The sequence below is a fragment of the Mucilaginibacter sp. P2_D11 genome (assembly GCF_056404435.1).
Window position 1 is genome coordinate 36,764 of sequence record NZ_JBFUEA010000012.1, and the last position, 18,651, is coordinate 55,414.

At 46.6% G+C, this 18,651-nt stretch carries 15 protein-coding genes; 9 read left to right on the plus strand and 6 right to left on the minus strand.

Translation table 11 applies throughout. The features are described 5' to 3' along the window. The first annotated feature begins 56 nt into the window (after positions 1–56). On the plus strand, positions 57–1,883 hold the full coding sequence (locus AC1DXC_RS18905) for a DNA polymerase III subunit gamma/tau (RefSeq protein WP_477460736.1): 1,827 nt from the start codon (positions 57–59) through the stop codon (positions 1,881–1,883). A gap of 113 nt (positions 1,884–1,996) precedes the next feature. On the opposite strand, the gene AC1DXC_RS18910 is transcribed toward AC1DXC_RS18905, so the two are convergent. Both AC1DXC_RS18910 and AC1DXC_RS18915 read right to left on the minus strand, forming a co-directional pair. Then, complete coding sequence (locus tag AC1DXC_RS18910) at positions 1,997–2,416, minus strand: hypothetical protein (protein ID WP_477460737.1); 420 nt, start codon at positions 2,414–2,416, stop codon at positions 1,997–1,999. Between the two features lie 69 nt (positions 2,417–2,485). Continuing rightward, positions 2,486–3,193: a hypothetical protein gene (locus AC1DXC_RS18915; RefSeq protein ID WP_477460738.1), complete on the minus strand. Its 708-nt coding sequence runs from the start codon at positions 3,191–3,193 to the stop codon at positions 2,486–2,488. Positions 3,194–3,491: 298 nt separating this feature from the next. Here AC1DXC_RS18915 and AC1DXC_RS18920 point away from each other — a divergent pair, with 298 nt between their 5' ends. From AC1DXC_RS18920 to AC1DXC_RS18930, 3 genes are all read left to right on the plus strand, one after another. Next, on the plus strand, positions 3,492–4,721 hold the full coding sequence (locus AC1DXC_RS18920) for an NADP-dependent isocitrate dehydrogenase (protein ID WP_477460739.1): 1,230 nt from the start codon (positions 3,492–3,494) through the stop codon (positions 4,719–4,721). Positions 4,722–4,812: 91 nt separating this feature from the next. Then, positions 4,813–5,508, plus strand: a complete 696-nt coding sequence (locus AC1DXC_RS18925; RefSeq protein ID WP_477460740.1) for a hypothetical protein — start codon at positions 4,813–4,815, stop codon at positions 5,506–5,508. A 22-nt stretch (positions 5,509–5,530) separates the two neighbouring features. Then, entirely contained in the window at positions 5,531–6,511 is a 981-nt protein-coding gene (locus AC1DXC_RS18930) for a type I phosphomannose isomerase catalytic subunit (RefSeq protein ID WP_477460741.1), read from the plus strand. 100 nt (positions 6,512–6,611) lie between these two features. Here the strand turns inward: AC1DXC_RS18930 and AC1DXC_RS18935 are convergent, their stop codons facing one another. Both AC1DXC_RS18935 and AC1DXC_RS18940 read right to left on the minus strand, forming a co-directional pair. Beyond that, positions 6,612–7,046: a response regulator gene (locus AC1DXC_RS18935; RefSeq protein WP_477460742.1), complete on the minus strand. Its 435-nt coding sequence runs from the start codon at positions 7,044–7,046 to the stop codon at positions 6,612–6,614. Between the two features lie 14 nt (positions 7,047–7,060). After that, a complete protein-coding gene (locus tag AC1DXC_RS18940) occupies positions 7,061–8,542 on the minus strand; it encodes a PAS domain-containing sensor histidine kinase (RefSeq protein ID WP_477460743.1) in 1,482 nt (493 codons plus the stop codon). A 485-nt stretch (positions 8,543–9,027) separates the two neighbouring features. On the opposite strand from AC1DXC_RS18940, the gene AC1DXC_RS18945 reads away from it, so the two are divergent. From AC1DXC_RS18945 to AC1DXC_RS18965, 5 genes are all read left to right on the plus strand, one after another. Continuing rightward, on the plus strand, positions 9,028–10,101 hold the full coding sequence (locus tag AC1DXC_RS18945; RefSeq protein ID WP_477460744.1) for a glycoside hydrolase 5 family protein: 1,074 nt from the start codon (positions 9,028–9,030) through the stop codon (positions 10,099–10,101). Between the two features lie 774 nt (positions 10,102–10,875). Beyond that, entirely contained in the window at positions 10,876–11,976 is a 1,101-nt protein-coding gene (locus AC1DXC_RS18950; RefSeq protein ID WP_477460745.1) for a vWA domain-containing protein, read from the plus strand. Positions 11,977–12,171: 195 nt separating this feature from the next. Further along, positions 12,172–13,671 carry a sigma 54-interacting transcriptional regulator gene (locus tag AC1DXC_RS18955; RefSeq protein ID WP_477460746.1) on the plus strand — a complete coding sequence of 500 codons (1,500 nt, stop codon included), beginning with the start codon at positions 12,172–12,174 and terminating at the stop codon, positions 13,669–13,671. A gap of 26 nt (positions 13,672–13,697) precedes the next feature. Next, positions 13,698–15,059, plus strand: a complete 1,362-nt coding sequence (locus AC1DXC_RS18960; protein ID WP_477460747.1) for a metallophosphoesterase — start codon at positions 13,698–13,700, stop codon at positions 15,057–15,059. Between the two features lie 34 nt (positions 15,060–15,093). Further along, complete coding sequence (locus tag AC1DXC_RS18965) at positions 15,094–15,978, plus strand: UbiA prenyltransferase family protein (RefSeq protein WP_477460748.1); 885 nt, start codon at positions 15,094–15,096, stop codon at positions 15,976–15,978. A gap of 469 nt (positions 15,979–16,447) precedes the next feature. Here AC1DXC_RS18965 and AC1DXC_RS18970 read toward each other — a convergent pair whose 3' ends face one another. Next, the gene (locus AC1DXC_RS18970) at positions 16,448–17,725 is read right to left on the minus strand and encodes a glycoside hydrolase family 99 protein (RefSeq protein WP_477460749.1); all 1,278 of its coding nucleotides are present in this window, start codon (positions 17,723–17,725) and stop codon (positions 16,448–16,450) included. A gap of 49 nt (positions 17,726–17,774) precedes the next feature. Next, positions 17,775–18,641: a 3-keto-disaccharide hydrolase gene (locus tag AC1DXC_RS18975; RefSeq protein ID WP_477460750.1), complete on the minus strand. Its 867-nt coding sequence runs from the start codon at positions 18,639–18,641 to the stop codon at positions 17,775–17,777. Between the last annotated feature and the right edge of the window lie 10 nt (positions 18,642–18,651).

An 18,651-nucleotide genomic window follows, 5' to 3' on the forward strand; every position in this document is an offset into this window, starting at 1 on the left:
CATTAAAATGTATCCTGGCTATTTTACTTAGCAAATTTCTTGCTACCTTTATACCTGTGGATAATTTTATTGTTTCGGCACGCAAATACCGCCCGGCTACTTTTGAAACGGTTGTTGGTCAGCAACATATCACCAATACGTTAAAAAACGCCATTAAAAATAATCAGCTGGCGCAGGCATTTTTGTTCTGCGGGCCAAGGGGCGTAGGCAAAACTACCTGTGCGCGTATTCTGGCTAAAACCATCAATTGTACCAACTTGCAACCCAATGGCGAAGCCTGTGGCACTTGCGATAGCTGCCGTGCCTTTACCAATGGCAACTCATTTAACGTTCACGAACTCGATGCAGCATCGAACAACTCGGTAGATGATATCCGCAGCCTGATAGAGCAGGTACGCATACCGCCACAAGCTGCACGTTATAAGGTTTATATTATAGATGAGGTGCACATGCTATCACAGGCAGCGTTCAACGCTTTCCTGAAAACGCTGGAAGAACCGCCTAATTACGCTATATTTATATTAGCCACTACCGAGAAGCATAAGATACTGCCAACCATCCTTTCGCGCTGCCAGATATTCGATTTCAATCGCATACGGGTAGAGGATATGGCCGGGCACCTGGCCAACATCGCGCAAAAAGAAAGCATCAGCTACGAAAACGACGGCCTGCATATCATCGCCCAAAAGGCAGATGGCGGCTTGCGGGATGCGCTCTCCATGTTCGACCAAATCGTGAGCTTCAGCGGCGGCAATGTTACCTACCGCTCGGTTATCGATAACCTCAACATACTTGACTATGATTATTATTTCAGCATAACTGATAGGCTGCTGGGCGAGGATAACGCCCAAACGCTGCTGCTGTTTGATGAGATATTATCTAAAGGATTTGATGGTGCGCATTTTATATCCGGCCTTTCCGAGCACTTCCGCAACCTGCTGGTGGGCAAGGATACTGCTACTATCAAATTGCTTGAGGTGAGCGAAACGATAAAAGCGCGTTACCTGCAGCAATCACAGGCGGCATCTGTTTCTTTCCTGCTATCCGCGATGAATATTGCCAACCAGTGCGATATCGGCTATAAGCAAAGTAAAAACCAACGGTTGCAGGTAGAGCTTGCGTTGTTGAAGATGTGCCACTTGCTTTCGGTATTCAACCTGGCCACCGCGCCAATGCCACAGGCAGTTGCTGCCCCGCAAGGGGAGCTAAAAAAAAAACCTGATACAGTAACAAAAAACGATACTTTACCGCCTGCAAACAACGATGAGGTGCCTTTGCTGCGCGATACCCCCGCTGTTTTTAACCGTATGCCGCCGCAGGAAACCGCTAAACCAGCGGTTGTCGCTTCACCTGTAGAGCTGGGGTCGCCCGCCGATAAACCCAAAGTATCTTTGATGGCCAATTTGCAATCGGGCGTTACAACCACCAAAATACCCAATTTCAAAGAGCTGGGTAAACAGGTGGAAGAGGCGCTGGCGATAGAAGAAGACCCCTATTTAAAAGGCGAGGACAAAGAGCCCTTTACCATCGACGAGTTTTTGCAGCTATGGACCAACCACGGCGCAAAGCTGAAAGCGGAGGGTAAATCGGCCAGTTTGTATAATATTTTTACATCGGTTACCCCCAGGGTACTATCGCCCGGCAACTTTGAGGTGCTTGTATCCAATAAAGTACAGGAAAAAGATTTCAGGGACGAGCGGCCCAACGTGCTTAATTTTTTGCGTACCACGCTGCGCAACTTCGATATAGAGGTAAACGCCCGTGTAGAAGAAACAACGGTAGTGCGCAAACCTTACACCTCGCTGGAAAAATTTCAGCACATGGCTGCCAAAAACCCGCAGCTGATGGATCTGAAGAATAAGTTTAATTTAGATTTCGATTAGATTGACATGAATTCCCACGAATTAAGCAAAAGGGACGGCTCTCTTAAAAGCCATCCCTTTTGTTCTCGTATTTTTGATTGGCAACCTTTTAATATTTCCAACCTTCCCCTAACTTACTTATCATTCTTAGGGTAACCTTCTTCGTCCAGGTCGTCGCGATCGTCTTCTGGCGTGTGGGCAAGTTTGGCATCCAACGGGCTTAGTTCTACTATTTTGCCGCTATCTATATGCATTCCGAGGCTTTCAGCGTCCGTCTCTATAGATCGCACAGCATCATATTCGCCCTTGGTATCGTAAGGGTTTGCCTCGTCGTAGCTGGAGTTGATATCGTCGCCGTTTTTCACGGCTGTGTCGTAGGGGTCGGGGTGGTCGTAATCAGGGTCGTCGCCTTTTACATCGTATTCAAAGCTGTCCTCGGCTTCGTTAAAATTAAGGTCGTCGCTATCGGCGGTATCCTCTGCGTTGTTTTCCAGATCTTCGTCCCTGTATTCAGGGTCGGTTTTCTGTCCGTTGTTTTCGTCGTTGGCTATCATAGGTTTTTGTTTTGTACACTATTATACATTAAAAACCCTGCCAAAAAGCCCGTGTTTACAACGCAGGGATCAATAATGTATTTGTTTGCGGTATGAGGTAACGCCGCCTATTGCAAATTTAAGAGATACGCTGTATTGTATCAGTATATCTTTGCTTTTGCCGGCTGCAAAGCCGTCCATATTATCGCCAAAATCGTGAATGTACGATGCGCCAAGATCCACCTTGAAAGATGGCTCGTTGTATTGGTTAAAGAATTTCAGTTCGTAACCCAGCCTCAAAGGCATCAGCAGTTCGTTGCTTTTATCAAGGCCATCGGTAAAAAAGCCGGGGGTGATTTCGGATGTACGGTGTACATATTTTAAATCATTGATGATATAACCTAAGCCGCCCGATACGTAAAGGTTCTTGATAGCGTTCATAAAGCCACTGCGCGAATAATCTATCAGCTCACCTGCCTGTAATTGCCCCCTGAATAAAAAGGCAGTGTAGCTGTTTTTAAAGGCCCTGCCCGATTTAGTATTTTCGTCCCCTCCCTCTAAATTCCCTGCCTGTATCTCTACTATATAATTTACAAACGGGGTTGAGTTGTATGTAAAGCCAACATTTACGCCTAATTTGTTTTTGAGGGTTTCGGCATCGCCGTAAACCTTGTTGACCGAACCGCCGAGGCTAAAATCGTACTGGGCATAATCGTAGCCAATTTGAGCTTTAGACAGGAGCGCGAAAGAGGTTAATAAAAGCGTAAAAAATGTTGTTTTGAAAAGCAACTTCATCATAATATAACAGCAGTGCTACAGGTAAAATAGCGGATAATAAATTTTTTATAAAACTTAGCGGCTACAACTTATACGGCAACACCGCCACTAAATTAATTGCCGGGGTTAAAATACACTATTTATTTTATTGTTTGCTTATCGGGAAAACGAATTTTCACAGCGGGCTATTGCAAATAATTTAAACAAAGCCCCTACATAACGCGGTTTTTTTAAAATTATGGCGGTATTGTGAAAATTTACAAATAAAATTTTATGTAAGTTTGAAACCGTTAAATCAAAATAATAACCATAGTAAGGTATGTCTAAAATTAAAGTACAAAACCCGGTAGTTGAGCTGGATGGTGATGAAATGACACGCATCATCTGGAAATTCATAAAAGATAAATTGATTATCCCTTATCTGGATGTGGATATAAAATACTACGATCTGGGTATCGAGTATCGCGATGAGACTGATGACCAGGTTACCATCGATGCTGCAAACGCCATTAAACAATATGGTGTGGGCATAAAATGCGCCACCATTACGCCCGATGAAGATCGAGTGAAAGAGTTTAGCCTTAAACAGATGTGGAAATCGCCTAACGGCACCATCCGTAATATATTAGATGGTACCGTTTTTCGCGAGCCGATAGTGATGAGCAACGTGCCGCGTTTAGTACCTAACTGGACAGCCCCAATATGCATTGGCCGCCACGCTTTTGGCGATCAGTACCGCGCTACCGACTTTTTAACAAAAGGCAAAGGCAAGCTTACCGTTAAGTTTACGCCCGAGGACGGTAGCCCCGAACAATCGTTCGAGGTGTTTAACTTTAAAGGCGATGGCGTGGCTTTAACCATGTACAACACCGACGAATCTATTATAGGCTTTGCGCATGCTTGCTTTAACCAGGCATTGATGAAGGGCTGGCCGTTATACTTGTCTACCAAAAACACCATCCTTAAAAAATACGATGGCCGTTTTAAAGATATCTTCGAAGAAATATACCAGGCAGATTACAAAACTAAATTTGCCGAAGCAGGTATTACTTACGAGCACCGCCTTATCGATGACATGGTTGCATCGGCCCTTAAATGGAACGGCAACTTTGTATGGGCTTGTAAAAACTACGATGGCGACGTACAATCAGACACCGTTGCGCAAGGTTTTGGTTCACTAGGTTTAATGACCTCTACCCTGGTTACTCCGGACGGAACCGTAATGGAAGCAGAAGCAGCGCACGGTACGGTAACCCGCCACTATCGCGAGCACCAGGCCGGCCGCCCAACATCAACCAACCCAATTGCATCTATTTTTGCATGGACACGCGGCTTAGAGTTCCGCGGTATATTGGATGGTAACCAGGAGCTTATCGATTTCTGCAAGGCTCTGGAAGAAGTTTGTATAGAAACTGTAGAAAGCGGCAAAATGACCAAGGATTTGGCCATCACCATAAAACCAAAGGTTGAACACGGTACCGATTACCTGTACACCGAAGAGTTTTTGGAAGCTATCGACGAAAATTTGAAAAAGAAGCTGGGTAAGTAATTATCCGCTTTAAATATTTGGAAGCCTGTCCTTGAAAAAGGATGGGCTTTTTTGATTGTAACCACTTTTTGTTACATGTCGTCTCAGCGGCATGAAAATCAACATCACGTGGCGGTATTGCCTCGCCTTTATGGCTTTTGTTTTTGTGTTTGGGCAATTGCACGAGATGGCGCACCTTACGGCGGCTTATTTTGTTTGCGGCCAGCCCGGCATCCAACTCGATTTTAATTTATGGACCTTGAGCAAGGATTGCGCGAACTCCCCATATGCTTACATACCAACCATATTTGGCCCGGTGTTTAGCTATCTGTGTATGTGGACCGGCTTTTTTATGTTACGGTCTGATAACAAAAACCTTTGGCCGGCTGCTTTTGTTTTGGTTATTGGTAACGTAGCCTTTGCACGCATACTTACCGCAGGCATGGGTGGGGGCGACGAAACAACTGTATTGAAAGTATTGCCTCAGGGCCAGCCCATTTGGCTTATAAAAGGACTTGGTTTTGCACTCGTTTTCTCTCTTGCTTTTCCGCCACTGTATGTAGTTTATAAAAGGCTGGCAAATAGACATCACGTTTGGGTATTGGTGGCTTTTTGCGCGCTGCCTTTAATTATAATGAAGGTTTACGAGTTTATACTGCTGGGCAAGGTTTTAAAAGCCGGCGTACTTACGCAAGCTCATTTTTTAGGCATAGCCGATTTTATTTACCTGCACACGGCCTTAATGGCTGTTATCGTACTTGTTTTTAGAAAAACCTTATTCGGGGCGTCACCAAAATCTTTAACTTAGCCGTCACTAACAAAGCATACCCATGTCAGCATTATATCCGCTAAAATTCAAAACCATCTACAAAGACAAAATTTGGGGTGGCCACAAAATAGAAACCTACCTGCATAAAGATATCGGCAGCCTGCCCAATTGCGGCGAAACCTGGGAAATATCGGGCGTAAAGTCTGATGTATCTGTAGTGGATGGCGGTGCGCTGGAAGGCCAATCGCTGGCTGCTTTGCTGGAGCAATACCAGGGCCAGTTGGTTGGCGATAAGGTGTACGCCCATTTCGGCAACATCTTCCCGCTGCTGGTTAAATTTATAGATGCTAACGACGACCTGAGCGTACAGGTGCACCCTAACGACGAACTGGCCAAAGAACGCCACAATTCTTTCGGTAAAACTGAGATGTGGTATGTGATTGAAGCCGACCCGGGCAGCACCCTTATTACCGGCTTCAACCGCGAAATGACCGAGCAGGAGTATGTGGATGCCTTAAATGGCGGCCACATTATGGATATATTGAATAAAGAAGATGTGGCCGCAGGCGATGTTTACTTTTTACCCGCCGGCCGTGTGCACACCATTGGCAAAGGCTTGCTTATTGCCGAAATACAGCAAACATCTGATATCACCTATCGCATTTACGATTTTGATAGGGTAGATGACAAGGGCAACAAACGTGAGTTGCACACGCAGGAAGCATTGGCAGCAATCGACTACAAGCATTACGACGAGTACAAAACGCTTTACATCCCCCAGAAAGACGAAACGGTGCGCGCAGTAAGTTGCCCTTACTTCACCACCAATATTATGGATTTTACCGAGGGGGTAACAAAGGACTATTCCTTCCTCGATTCGTTCGTGATACACGTTTGCGTGGCAGGCGAATACACCATTACGCACGATGGTGCCGCATATCCGGTAAAAATGGGCGAATGCATACTGCTGCCTAAAACCGTCGATTTAGTGGAACTGACCACTACTACCGGCTTCAAGATACTGGAAAGCTATATTGAATAAATTGACTTAATGGCAAGCACCTGCGCGCTTGCTTCTCATTACTTTACAGAGACGCGCTAACCCCCGCGTCTTTTTTTGTTTGGGAAGCACCCAAAACAAATTAGTTTAAACAGCCGAAGCCCGGCCTGGGCTGGTAAGAGTTGATGATTTCTGCAACGTGCGATTCGCTAATCGGCTTCAGGATATAATCTTTTATCATTGGATTATTTTTTGCACGGTTGATATCTTTAATATCAACTGAAGAGCTGATTGCGTACACGGATATTTTTTTCCCGATTAGGGATTTTATTTCCTCAAAATTTTGGGTAAACTCCCAACCATCCATCACCGGCATGTTGATATCCACGAATATCACATCGGGCAGGCTGCCGGCGTAGCTTGGGTCTTTAAGGTAGTCTATTGCCTCCTTGCCATTACTGAAATGAAGGATATGCGCAAAAACACCCTTTATTTCTATGAATTTTTTGAAGCCGTAAATGAAAATATCGTCGTCATCAATTATACAGGCTGTCACCATTTGTCGTTCAAAAATCATTCGTTATATAAATTTTATACCAGCCTTATAGTAAATTTTGTGCCAATATTTACAGTACTGTCTATGTCGATGGTGCCGCCGAGGGCTTCTATCTGGTTTCGGGTAATAAAAAGGCCAATGCCCTTGGCGTCTTTGTTTTGATGGAAGGTGCGGTACATGCCAAATAGCTGGTCGCCGTAGCGTTTCAGGTCGATACCTATGCCGTTGTCTTCAAATATCAGGTAAGTGTGTTTATCGTCTCTTTGCGTGTAGCAGTTTACTACAGGGGGGCGGTCGGGATGTTTATATTTAATGGCGTTGGTAAGCAGGTTCTGAAAAACACTCTCCAGGTAGGCCGGGATATAGCTTACCTCCGGCGCATCGTTAAAATCTGCGTTAATTTGTGCATTTGTGGCATCGATATTTGCCCTTAAGATGGCTTTAACGTTATCGAAGATAGTGCGGAACGCTACCAGTTTGCGTTCTTTACCAATTTCAGATTGTATCTTCACAATCTCATCCAGGTGGCCCATAGTGGCGCTGAGGCTATCGCTGATGGTTTTGATATGCGAAAATATCTCCTGCTTATCATTCTCCAGCCTGGTTTCTTCGAACAGGTTCACCATAAACTTAAGGTTACCCGCATGCGAGCGCAGGTTGTGCGATACGATGTAGGCGAAGTTTTGCAGGCGTTTGTTCTGGTCATCCAACAGGTTGATAGACGATTGCATGCTTAGCCCGCATTTCTTGATGATATCTATATCCTGGAAAATCCCCCTTACGGCAATGCATTTGCCATAGTTATCAATAACAGGCAAGCCTTTGGTACGTACCCAAATAACATTGTTTTTGGCCGTTTTGAAAAGCACCTCCAAATCGTAAGGTTTGCTTAGGTGTATAGCGTCTTCAATAGCTTTGGCAACAACGGGGCGATACTGCGGTTCAAAAAAGCTCAGGGCTTCCTCTATATCCAGTTTCACATCGCCATAAAGCTCGTAAATATTATAAATCTCGCGCGATAAATGCAGTGCCATGGTGGATGCATCAATCTCCCAGCCGCCCAGGCGGGCAATGCGGCCGGTTTCGGAGCACATGAATTCGGCTTGTGCAGCCTTAAATTCGGCAATTTTATAGTTATTGATATTATTCAACACACCGTAAACAAACTGGCCGTCGCCCTCATCGTGCTTAAGGGCCGAGCTTTCGAACCATTGGTATCCTCCTGCTTTGGTCAGCAGCCTGATATGTGCGATGGGGGTAGGGCCGGGGCCGGTGTAATGGGTGGCTTTTAAAAAGGTTTGCTTATCGTGGTAGTACAGGATGTTCTCGAAGAAGTTGTGGTATGAGCATTCGATTTCCCCGGGGGCGTATCCTAAAATAGCGTAGAACCCGTCAGACCATTTTGCTTTTTTGGTAACGGTGTTATACTCCCATACACCGGTATTAATATTGTTTATTAAACGCGCAAGATGAGCCGGGCTTTCTCCAAAGAAATTATGACACTCAAAAAAACTCATCTGTACTTAGTTCCCTGTTCTGTTTAAAATCAATAGTATCAATACGAATAAACATGCCAAAAAAGGGCCTTAGCCCTCAATACAACTCAGCGTTGTTGCAATCTCTTTATGTAATATAGACTTTACTTTAATTGGTATGATACTTATAGGGCTGCTAAATTATCAATTATATCATAATTTATATGCCTTATTATTAGCATTATATCACTAAATATAAACATACTTTAAAAAGTATGTAAAACACTTATACGGCGAAAAGTAATAAGAGTTGTAATTATTATGAGTGGTACTCATAGGCAATGTACCATTGCCAAATGGTTAAATATTTGCCGCGTAATTAACGTATTTAAAAGCAGGGCAACACCGGCAGCAGTAGGGGGCTCCCGTATATCGATTAGCGTATTTGTATCGTTTTTAAAAATGAGACTATAATGCGAAGCCAACTCTCAACTAAATTATATATTTAGCGGTGCCAATTATATTTTATGAAAAAGATACACTATAAATTCCTCTCGGCAATATTTATTGCCGCCCTACTTTCTGTTACAGCTTTCGCGCAAAAAGCGCCCGCCGGAAAAATATGGACACCTGCTAAGGCCAATGCCTGGTATGCGCAGCATAAATGGATGAGCGGCAGCGATTTTATCCCGAGCACGGCCATCAACCAGCTGGAAATGTGGCAGGCCGATACCTTCGATGCGGCTACTATAGATAAAGAGCTGGGCTACGCCGAAGGCCTTGGTTTCAATACCATGAGGGTGTTCCTCTACAGCCTTGCGTGGAAACAGGATAAACCGGGCTTTAAAAAGCGGATAGATCAATATCTGGCTATTGCCAATAAGCATCATATTCAAACCATGTTCGTTTTTTTTGACGATTGCTGGAACGCCGATGCCAAAATTGGCAAGCAACCTGCCCCAAAAACAGGCATCCACAATTCGGGCTGGTTGCAGGACCCCGGTAACAGGATTAAAGACGCAGGCATCTTCCCCGAACTGGAGGCTTACGTAAAAGATGTACTGACTACCTTTAAACACGATAAACGCATACTGCTTTGGGATTTGTTCAACGAGCCGGGCAACTCGGGCAAGCGCGAAGCGTCGATGCCTTTGCTGGTTAAGGTATTTGCCTGGGCCCGCGAAGTAAACCCTGATCAACCCGTATCTGCCGGCTTATGGGATTGGAGCTACGAAAAGCTGAACGCCTACCAGGCCCTTAACTCGGATGTGATCACCTATCATGATTATACCGACGAGAAATCGCACCTTAAAACAATACAATTGCTTAAAAGCCACGGCAAACCCCTCATCTGCACCGAATACATGGCCCGCACCCGCGGCAGCAAATTTGCCAACGTAATGCCCATGCTGAAGAACGAGAACGTGGGCGCGCTGAACTGGGGTTTTGTGATGGGCAAGACCAACACCATATACGCCTGGGACAACCCCATCCCCGATGGCAGCGAACCGAAAGAATGGTTTCACGATATCTTTAGGAAAGACGGAACGCCTTACCGCCAGGAAGAGGTTGACTTGATTAAAAAACTGAACGGCAAATAAAACGCTATGAAGAGGTTATTGGTTTGCTTTATCTTGATCTGCGCCGGGGAATACGCCCTGGCGCAGCGTAAACCGTAACGATTACGAAGTAGCCGACCGCCCGAGCGAGTTGGTAGATTTTTTCCAGTTTTTATTTTATAGAAATTCGGAAAATCAGGAGGAATTGACTGGCATGAACAATTCGCATCGCAGGTTTAAATTTGCCAAAATACCTTCAAAAACCTTCGTTTTTCTTCGATTTTTCGGTGTTTTTCTTACCTTTTCGGGTGTTTTTTGGGCTTTTTCGGGGAGGTATAAAAAAACGCCTTTATTTTAGCTTGTTTCGATAAGTATCTCATTTAGAGAAATTTATCTATTTTGTAGGTAATATATCAATTTCCAGCTTTTTCCAGTTTTTGCGCTGATTTTAGCTATAGATTTCCAGGAATTTCCAGCTTTGGAATTTCAAAATCAAGCTCATCGTTTAATCCGATGAATCATGGTTTAGACAATGCGCCAGGGATTGCAGTCCCCACAGCTGTGGGGAGCCATTGCGCGTAAGGCCTGCAGGCGTATAAACGGAAAGCCCGGCCCAAAGGGGGCGCCAAGCTGATCGATAAATGCGCGTCTGCCCGTCAGTAAAGCCGTAGTCAGTATTCCCGCACACCACTATCATGGCTTTCCCCTTACCACCAAGTGTTTGTCATATCAGCATAACAATTGCGCTTAAATGCCGCCGCGCCTAAACTTTTGAATTAAATTATCCGTTACTTTATATTCAAGAAAGGGTACAACATGCGCGGTTACGGATTTTCGAAGTTCACGCCCAACCAAATCCCCAAAGGCGGGTTTGAAGAATTACTGAAGTTATTTTTAGAATTGCTTAACTACACCGCCGGTGATGCAGGCGAAGCTTTGGCCTGGCTTAATGAGCTCGACAAGCAATACAACCTCACCAACGATGAGTATGGCATGGGCGATTTTATCGATGAGCTGAAGCAAAAAGGCTATCTGAATGAGGACAACCAAAGCGGCGAGATAAAGATCACCGCCAAAACGGAGCAAACCATACGGCAAGCTGCCCTGGAAGAAATTTTCGGCAAGCTGAAGAAATCGGGCAAGGGTAACCACCGCTCGCCGCAAAGCGGACAGGGCGACGAAAAGAACGCCGAGCGCCGCGAATTTGAGTTCGGCGACAGCCTGGACCAGATAGACATGACGCAATCTATTCAGAATGCGCAGGTGAACCACGGCATCGGCAACGATTTTATGATGACCGAGCGCGACCTGGAAGTGGAGGAGATGGACTACAAAACTCTCACCTCTACTGTGCTTATGATCGATATTTCGCACTCGATGATCCTTTACGGCGAGGATCGCATCACTCCTGCCAAAAAGGTAGCGATGGCCCTGGCCGAGCTTATCCGCACCAAATATCCTAAAGACACCTTGGACATCGTGGTATTCGGCAATGATGCCTGGCCCATTACTTTGCAGGATTTACCTTACCTACAGGTAGGGCCTTACCATACCAACACTTACGCAGGCCTGGAGTTGGCCACCGATATGCTTCGCCGCCGTAAAACGCACAACAAACAAATTTTTATGATAACCGATGGCAAGCCCACCTGCTTAAAGGAAGGCACCAAGTATTATAAGAATAGCATCGGGCTGGACAGGAAAGTGGTAAACAAAACCCTGAACATGGCGGCGCAATGCAAACGGCTAAAGATCCCTATCACCACGTTTATGATAGCGAAGGACCCCTACCTGCAGCAGTTCGTGCGTAAATTTACCGAAACCAATGGCGGCAAGGCCTTTTACAGCTCGCTGAATAACCTTGGCGAATACATTTTTGAGGACTACGCGAAGAACAGAAGGAAGAATGTGAGGTAAGCTCGAGAGGCAAGAGGTAAGCCCGAGAGTCAAGAGATAAGAATCAAGAGACAAGAAATAATAATCAAGTAAATATAATACTCATCGGTGAAATCATTTTAATCAAATGTAATCGGTGACAATAAAATCAAAAAGAAACGGTGTTATCGGTGAAATCAATTAAATCGGTGCAATCGGTGACAATAAAAACGAAGAATGAGTAAAAAAGATATAACAACACTTGGGCAGCTAAAGCAATCGGGCTACGTGAGCCGGTCGGTAAAGGATGAATTGCGGGCTAACCTGATTACCCAATTACAAAATAAAGAAGGCGGTTTTGAAGGCATCGTAGGTTTTGAGGATACGGTTATCCCCGATTTGCAGACGGCTATCCTATCGCGCCATAACATATTATTGCTGGGTTTACGCGGACAGGCAAAAACGCGTATTGCGCGGCTGTTGGTGAACCTGTTGGATGAGTACGTGCCGTATATAGCAGGCTCCGAATTGTTCGACGACCCATTGGCGCCTATCAGTTGGTACGGCCATAACACCATCGAAGCCCATGGCGACGAAACCCCCATAGCCTGGGTACACCGCAGCGAACGTTATACAGAAAAGCTGGCTACCCCGGATGTTACCGTTGCCGATTTGATTGGTGATGTTGACCCGATAAAGGCAGCCACCATGAAGTTGACTTATTCAGACGAGCGTGTTATCCACTTCGGTTTGATACCCCGCGCGCACCGCGGCATCTTCGTGATAAACGAACTGCCCGATTTGCAAGCCCGCATCCAGGTATCGCTGTTCAATATACTGCAGGAAAGGGATATACAGATACGTGGCTTTAAGCTGCGCCTGCCGCTAGATCTGCAATTCGTATTCACGGCCAACCCCGAGGATTACACCAACCGTGGTTCCATCGTTACGCCGTTGAAAGACCGTATAGAGAGCCAGATACTTACCCACTACCCACGCACGTTAGAAATATCGCGCAAGATAACCCAGCAAGAAGCCATGCTTACCAAAGAGCAGCGCAGTAATGTGGAGGCTGATGGGCTGGTGAAAGATTTGGTTGAGCAAATAGCTTTTGAAGCCCGCGCATCAGAATACATCGACAAGAAATCGGGCGTTTCTGCGCGTTTAACAATATCGGCTTACGAGAACCTCATCAGCAATGCCGAGCGCCGGATGATTATCAATGGCGAAAAATCGACCTTCGTGCGGATATCCGATTTCCTGGGCGTTATCCCGGCAATCACAGGTAAAATAGAATTGGTTTACGAGGGCGAGCTGGAAGGCCCGGGCAAAGTGGCCAATATCCTTATCGGCAAGGCCATCAAAACGTTGCTGCTGCAGTTTTTCCCCGATCCGGAGAAGACCAAGAAAGCAAAGGCACCAAACCCTTACGCCGAAATTATCAACTGGTTTGGCGATGGCAACAGCATTGCCTTAGTGGATGGCCTGCCCGCACAGGAATACAAAAAACTGCTGAACGCCGTACCCGGCTTGAAGGATATCGTGAAGAAATTCCACCCCAGCCTTAGCGAGAACCAATCCTTGCTTTTACAAGAATTTATTCTGCATGGCCTGGCCGAGTTTTCGCAGCTAAACAAAGGATTTTTAGATAATGGCTTTGCTTTCTCGGATATGTTCAATAGCTTGTTTAACTTGCAGCCCGACGACGATTTGGATATCGACGACGACCGCTACTAACCCGACTGTTTACCAGCTTTAAATTAATGCAGGGCCCGATTATTACCATTCTTATTATCATCGTTCTTTTAGCTATCGACTATTACATTTTGCGGGGGCTGCAAACGGCGTTCAAGAAAACAAAATTTATCCACAAGAGGTGGTTTAACCGTTTCTACTGGGGCTCATCGATATTTTTGGTTACGGCGCTGTTCTCGGCTATCTACGTGCAGATGGGCGGGGTGGGCGTACGCGGGGCGTTACTCTTCCTGTTCTTCATCACCTTTATCTTCAAGATATTTTACGTGCTGTTTATTTTGGTTGACGATGTACGCCGGTTTGTGGTCTACCTCATTCGCAAAAACAAAAGACAGGATACCACTACCGCCTCCCCTGATACTGCCACTGCTACCGTTACTGCCACTAACGAAGCCGCTGCAACTGCTACCGCTCCTGCAACTGCTACTGCCACACCCGAAGAGCCCACATTCAAATCCATCCCACGTTCGGAGTTTCTGATGAAAGCGGGTCTGCTTGCGGGCGCTATACCCTTGTATGGCATAAAGCACAATATGAGCAAGGGGCTGTACGATTACCAGCTGCAAAACGTAGATCTTTACCTGCCCAACCTGCCCAAAGCTTTCGATGGCATGCGCATAGGGCAGATATCAGACATACACTCGGGCAGTTTCCATAGCAAATGGCAAATGAAAGCCGGGGTAGAAATGCTGCTGAAACAAAAAGCCGATGTGATATTCTTTACCGGCGATTTGGTGAACAGCCAAACCTGGGAGGTTAAGCACTACATAGACGTGTTTAACAAAGTACGTGCGCCGCTGGGCGTGTACTCCATTTTGGGCAACCACGACTATGGCGACTATGGCGAATGGCCAACCCCTGCCGATAAAGTCAAAAATAACGCCGATATGATAGCCGCCCATAAAGAACTGGGCTGGGATTTACTGGTTGATGTAAACCGCCGCCTTAAAGTGGGCAACGAAGAAATCGGCATTTTGGGCATAGGCAACTGGGGCGAGATGAGCCGGTTCCCCAAATACGGACGCATGGAAAAAGCCGTAGTGAATACCGACGATTTGCCCGTAAAACTATTGCTCTCGCACGATCCTTCGCATTGGCGGGCTGAGGTAATACCCAAGTATCCGCAGATAGATGCCATGTTCAGCGGGCATACCCATGGCATGCAGTTTGGCGTGCGCACGCCCGATTTCCAGTGGAGCCCGATAGAATATGTGTACACCGAATGGGCCGGCCTGTATCGCGAAGCGCATCAGCAGATTTACGTAAACGTGGGTTATGGCTTTTTAGGCTATCCAGGGCGGATTGGAATATTGCCGGAGATTACTATTTTTACATTAAAAGCCGGGGCCGATCCATCTTTAAAAGCCTAAGAACTACCCCAGGGCCTGGCCTCAATGGTTGCCAATGAAAAACATTGCCCGTTCTGTATTTGATTTTATCCTGTTCAGTAACCTGTTCATGTCGCTTTGTGCGGTGGCGCAGGCGATGGTAACCTTCCACTTGATTGGTTCAAAACCCATACCGGCTGTTACCTGGCTGCTGTTTACCTCCACATTGGGCATTTACAATTTCAGCATACTGCTTACCAAACCCGCTAAACCCGAGGCTTCTCCCTACCGCCGCGTGCGCTGGTTCTTTGCGCATTATAGGTTAATGGTTACCTTCACCATCGTATCCCTGCTCTCACTTATCCCCCTGTTCTTCCTGCTTTCGATGGAAGCGAGGATATTGCTGGTATTCCTTTCCATCTTATCGTTTTGCTACAGCATACCGCTTTTTACTATAGGCGAGCATAAGTTCGGCTTGCGCAATATACCGGGTTTAAAACCGATATTGATTACCCTTGTATGGGCACTAAGCTGCGTTTTATTGCCGATTTTAGAAGCCGAAAACCTGCACCTTGCCGATGTATCCCTGCGTGATACGATGATTCTTATTGCCAAACGGTCGTTGTTTATCGGTGCGCTTACGGTACCATTCGATATCCGCGATTTGTTTCACGACAGGCAATCGGGCCTTAAAACCATCCCCGTTGCCTGGGGAGAGCGGAACGCCTACCTGTTTTGCCAGGTGCTGCTTGCCGGCTATGTGGTGCTGCTATTCATGTTCCGCAACAATGGTTTTAGTGTCGATTTCTTCGCGCTCAGCGCTACGGCTATACTCATGGGCTGGCTCATCTTCCGTTCTAAATGGGAGCGCAACGAGTACTACTATTTCTTTTACCTGGATGGGGTGCTGGTGCTGCAATATGTGATACTGGTGGCGTTTAATTTGGCGTTTGCAAATTAGATATTTTGTGATCTCGACGAACTGAAGCGTGAGGCGGTGAAAGAGGGCGAGGAGAAATCTTCTGCGTGCAACCGGTATAAACCAATGTTGACGAACAGAAGGGAGGGTCGTGAAAGGGCCCATGAATTGACAGGCCGATGAATCACCAAACGTTCCGATGGAACGTAATCGGTTTTTGGCGTTTTTCTACCAACCAAACATCCCGAAGGGATGAGGAAAGCAATTTCGTTCCATAGGAACGTGTGGTTGGTAGAAATAAAAAATGTCGGTTTGCTTACGTTCCATCGGAAAGTTTGGTGATTCTGTCTGTGATGGGCTATTGCTCGTGAAAGGGGGCGGGGCGAAGAGAAACTATCTCTTGAGCGATAGCGAAAAATCTTATACGGGACCCGAAAAAACAAGGGGCAAGCCTCTCGACTTACCCCTCTCTCTCAAAAGTATAACCAATTAACTGTGAAGCACAGGCTCTTTATTCCACGGGCTTGGTTGGCCGGGTTGCCGTTAGCGGCGTTAATTTCTTGAACATTTTGGCACCGTCGCCGGTAAGGCGCAGGTAGTAATCTGAAGAGCAGGGGGTGCCATCCTCATCCAGCGATTGAAAGCCGGAGCCTGTTGGTACAAATGCCTGGCTTTCGGCTGTTTTGGCTATCTGGTTACCCTCGTTGTATTCATCAAACATCGATATGTAGATGCCTTGTGCACCAAGGCGCGTCATGTTGTAAAACTGGCGCCACATAAAATCGCCGTGCGCGCGCTGGCGGGCGGATAGGTCGCCGGGTAATACGCAGGGCTGGTAATCGATACCGTTGGCGTTGCAATAGCCTTGGTCGGCGCGGTTGATGTTTGAATAGAAACCGTCGGACTGGTTGGCATTGCCAATCCTTCCCACCATCCATGGCGAAAGCATGTCGAATTGTTTATAGGCACTCAGGAACAATGGCCGCGAGTCGCTTTCCTGCTTTAACCAGTTGGTGGGGACGCCGCCAATAACGTAGCAGCCCTTGCTTTGGAACCATTTGATTACATCGATACATTGCGCAGCCGAAAAAGCGTGGTTGCTATCGTTAAAGCCGAAACCCCATATACATACCACGGGTTTGCCGTTCTGTTTAGCGTACATAGGCGAGGCCGTTAAGGCCGACATTTTGTTCGTCCAGTCTGTCTTCAGGTCGGTTTGCATACTGTTCCAGCCGCTTACATCGTACATGATGTAAAACTTAACGCCGTTTGCTTCGGCGGCAATCCTGGTTTTGGCGGCCATGGCATCGCGCACGGGGCCCTCTAAACCGCTTGGGTTAAAACGCTGCAGTGCCGCGCCATCAATGCCATAATCCTTCATCCATTTAAACTGCGTATTGATGGTTTGATCGCTAAACGACGAGAACAGCGTAGCAGGCTGCCCATTACCCAAATTGCCAAACTTGGTAGGGAAGGTGCTGGTATAATCGCGCACATCGGGCCAGGCCGAAATGGCTTTATTGGTTGTGGATGGCTGCTCCTCCCAGGTGTTGCTCCAGTGCCAGTAACGGTTTATGGGCGATCCATCGCCGATGGCGGCAAACCAGCCCTGGTAACCAACAATTACCTTGCCTACCACATCTCCCGGAGGCGATGGGGTAATATCTACCTTGGTGGTATCCTTTGGCGGGGTAACCGGCGTAGGATCGGGCTTGCTGCCTTTAGAGCAGCTGCTTACGGCGGCTATAAGGCCGGCCAGTATCAGGGTATTGAATGTGCTTCTTCTCATGGTTGCTTATTTATATTTTGGTTGATGATTTTGGCTAATTGATGTATTGCTAAAGCGCTGGCAGGCTGGTTAACCTGGTTATGGTGATGTTGCGGTAGTACGCCTCAGCGCCTTCTGATTGTATCTGTATTTTACCTTTCGAATAGCTTGTTTCAGGCCCTTCATTTGGCGATAGGCGCGAGTTTTGTAATACCAAAACCACATGCCCGTTAACCACATGGATGCTTTTATCGCCATAGCAATACAGCTCCAGGGTGTTCCACTCGCCGTTTGGCTTTTCGTAATTGCCGCTGTGCAAACAGGTGCTTGCAGGCGTACGGTTAGAGGTGAATTGCACCAGCGGACCGGCAGGGTCATAAACCCACTCCTTTTTAGCGAGATTTGGTTTTGTGCTTGCGTTGATATCCATCCCCACGCCAGCCAGCGAGTAATAGTCGCCCATATCACCTTCCTGCACCTGGAATTCGTGCCCACGCATCCAAACATTCCAAAACTGGCCATGCGGCCCGGTGGCGTGGTAAATAATGCCGTTGTCGCGTTTATCTTTCAAACGGGGTTCGTATTTTTGCTCTCCCCACTTAAATTCTACCTTAAGGTGATAGTTTTCAAACTCTTGCTTGGTGCTTAGGCCGCCGTACATCTGCCCGCTAATGTGCAATACCGGCTGCCCATCTATCATTTCTACCGTGAATACGTGCAGTGGGTCTTTATTCAAGCCTATTGGTGTGCCGTTCATGCCATCGCCCTTTCGGTAGCCGTCTAAAGCAACGCTGGTGTGCGGTACGCCTAAAAAGGTATCCCAGTATTTTAAGTCGGTTGTTAAAAGTGCCGTTGGCTTGCCCGATAATTTCTGTGCAAAAACGGGCGTGGCAATCACCTGCGAAACAATTACAAAAAGGGTTATATAGCGTTTCATGATTAATTTC

What these genes read in the sequence shown, in the direction of transcription:
- AC1DXC_RS18910 (WP_477460737.1), bottom strand. Translation starts at nt 2,416, where the DNA reads ATGATAGCCAACGACGAAAACAACGGACAGAAAACCGACCCTGAATAC.
- AC1DXC_RS18915 (WP_477460738.1), bottom strand. Translation starts at nt 3,193, where the DNA reads ATGATGAAGTTGCTTTTCAAAACAACATTTTTTACGCTTTTATTAACC.
- AC1DXC_RS18920 (WP_477460739.1), top strand. Translation starts at nt 3,492, where the DNA reads ATGTCTAAAATTAAAGTACAAAACCCGGTAGTTGAGCTGGATGGTGAT.
- AC1DXC_RS18925 (WP_477460740.1), top strand. Translation starts at nt 4,813, where the DNA reads ATGAAAATCAACATCACGTGGCGGTATTGCCTCGCCTTTATGGCTTTT.
- AC1DXC_RS18930 (WP_477460741.1), top strand. Translation starts at nt 5,531, where the DNA reads ATGTCAGCATTATATCCGCTAAAATTCAAAACCATCTACAAAGACAAA.
- AC1DXC_RS18935 (WP_477460742.1), bottom strand. Translation starts at nt 7,046, where the DNA reads ATGATTTTTGAACGACAAATGGTGACAGCCTGTATAATTGATGACGAC.
- AC1DXC_RS18940 (WP_477460743.1), bottom strand. Translation starts at nt 8,542, where the DNA reads ATGAGTTTTTTTGAGTGTCATAATTTCTTTGGAGAAAGCCCGGCTCAT.
- AC1DXC_RS18945 (WP_477460744.1), top strand. Translation starts at nt 9,028, where the DNA reads ATGAAAAAGATACACTATAAATTCCTCTCGGCAATATTTATTGCCGCC.
- AC1DXC_RS18950 (WP_477460745.1), top strand. Translation starts at nt 10,876, where the DNA reads ATGCGCGGTTACGGATTTTCGAAGTTCACGCCCAACCAAATCCCCAAA.
- AC1DXC_RS18955 (WP_477460746.1), top strand. Translation starts at nt 12,172, where the DNA reads ATGAGTAAAAAAGATATAACAACACTTGGGCAGCTAAAGCAATCGGGC.
- AC1DXC_RS18960 (WP_477460747.1), top strand. Translation starts at nt 13,698, where the DNA reads ATGCAGGGCCCGATTATTACCATTCTTATTATCATCGTTCTTTTAGCT.
- AC1DXC_RS18965 (WP_477460748.1), top strand. Translation starts at nt 15,094, where the DNA reads ATGAAAAACATTGCCCGTTCTGTATTTGATTTTATCCTGTTCAGTAAC.
- AC1DXC_RS18970 (WP_477460749.1), bottom strand. Translation starts at nt 17,725, where the DNA reads ATGAGAAGAAGCACATTCAATACCCTGATACTGGCCGGCCTTATAGCC.
- AC1DXC_RS18975 (WP_477460750.1), bottom strand. Translation starts at nt 18,641, where the DNA reads ATGAAACGCTATATAACCCTTTTTGTAATTGTTTCGCAGGTGATTGCC.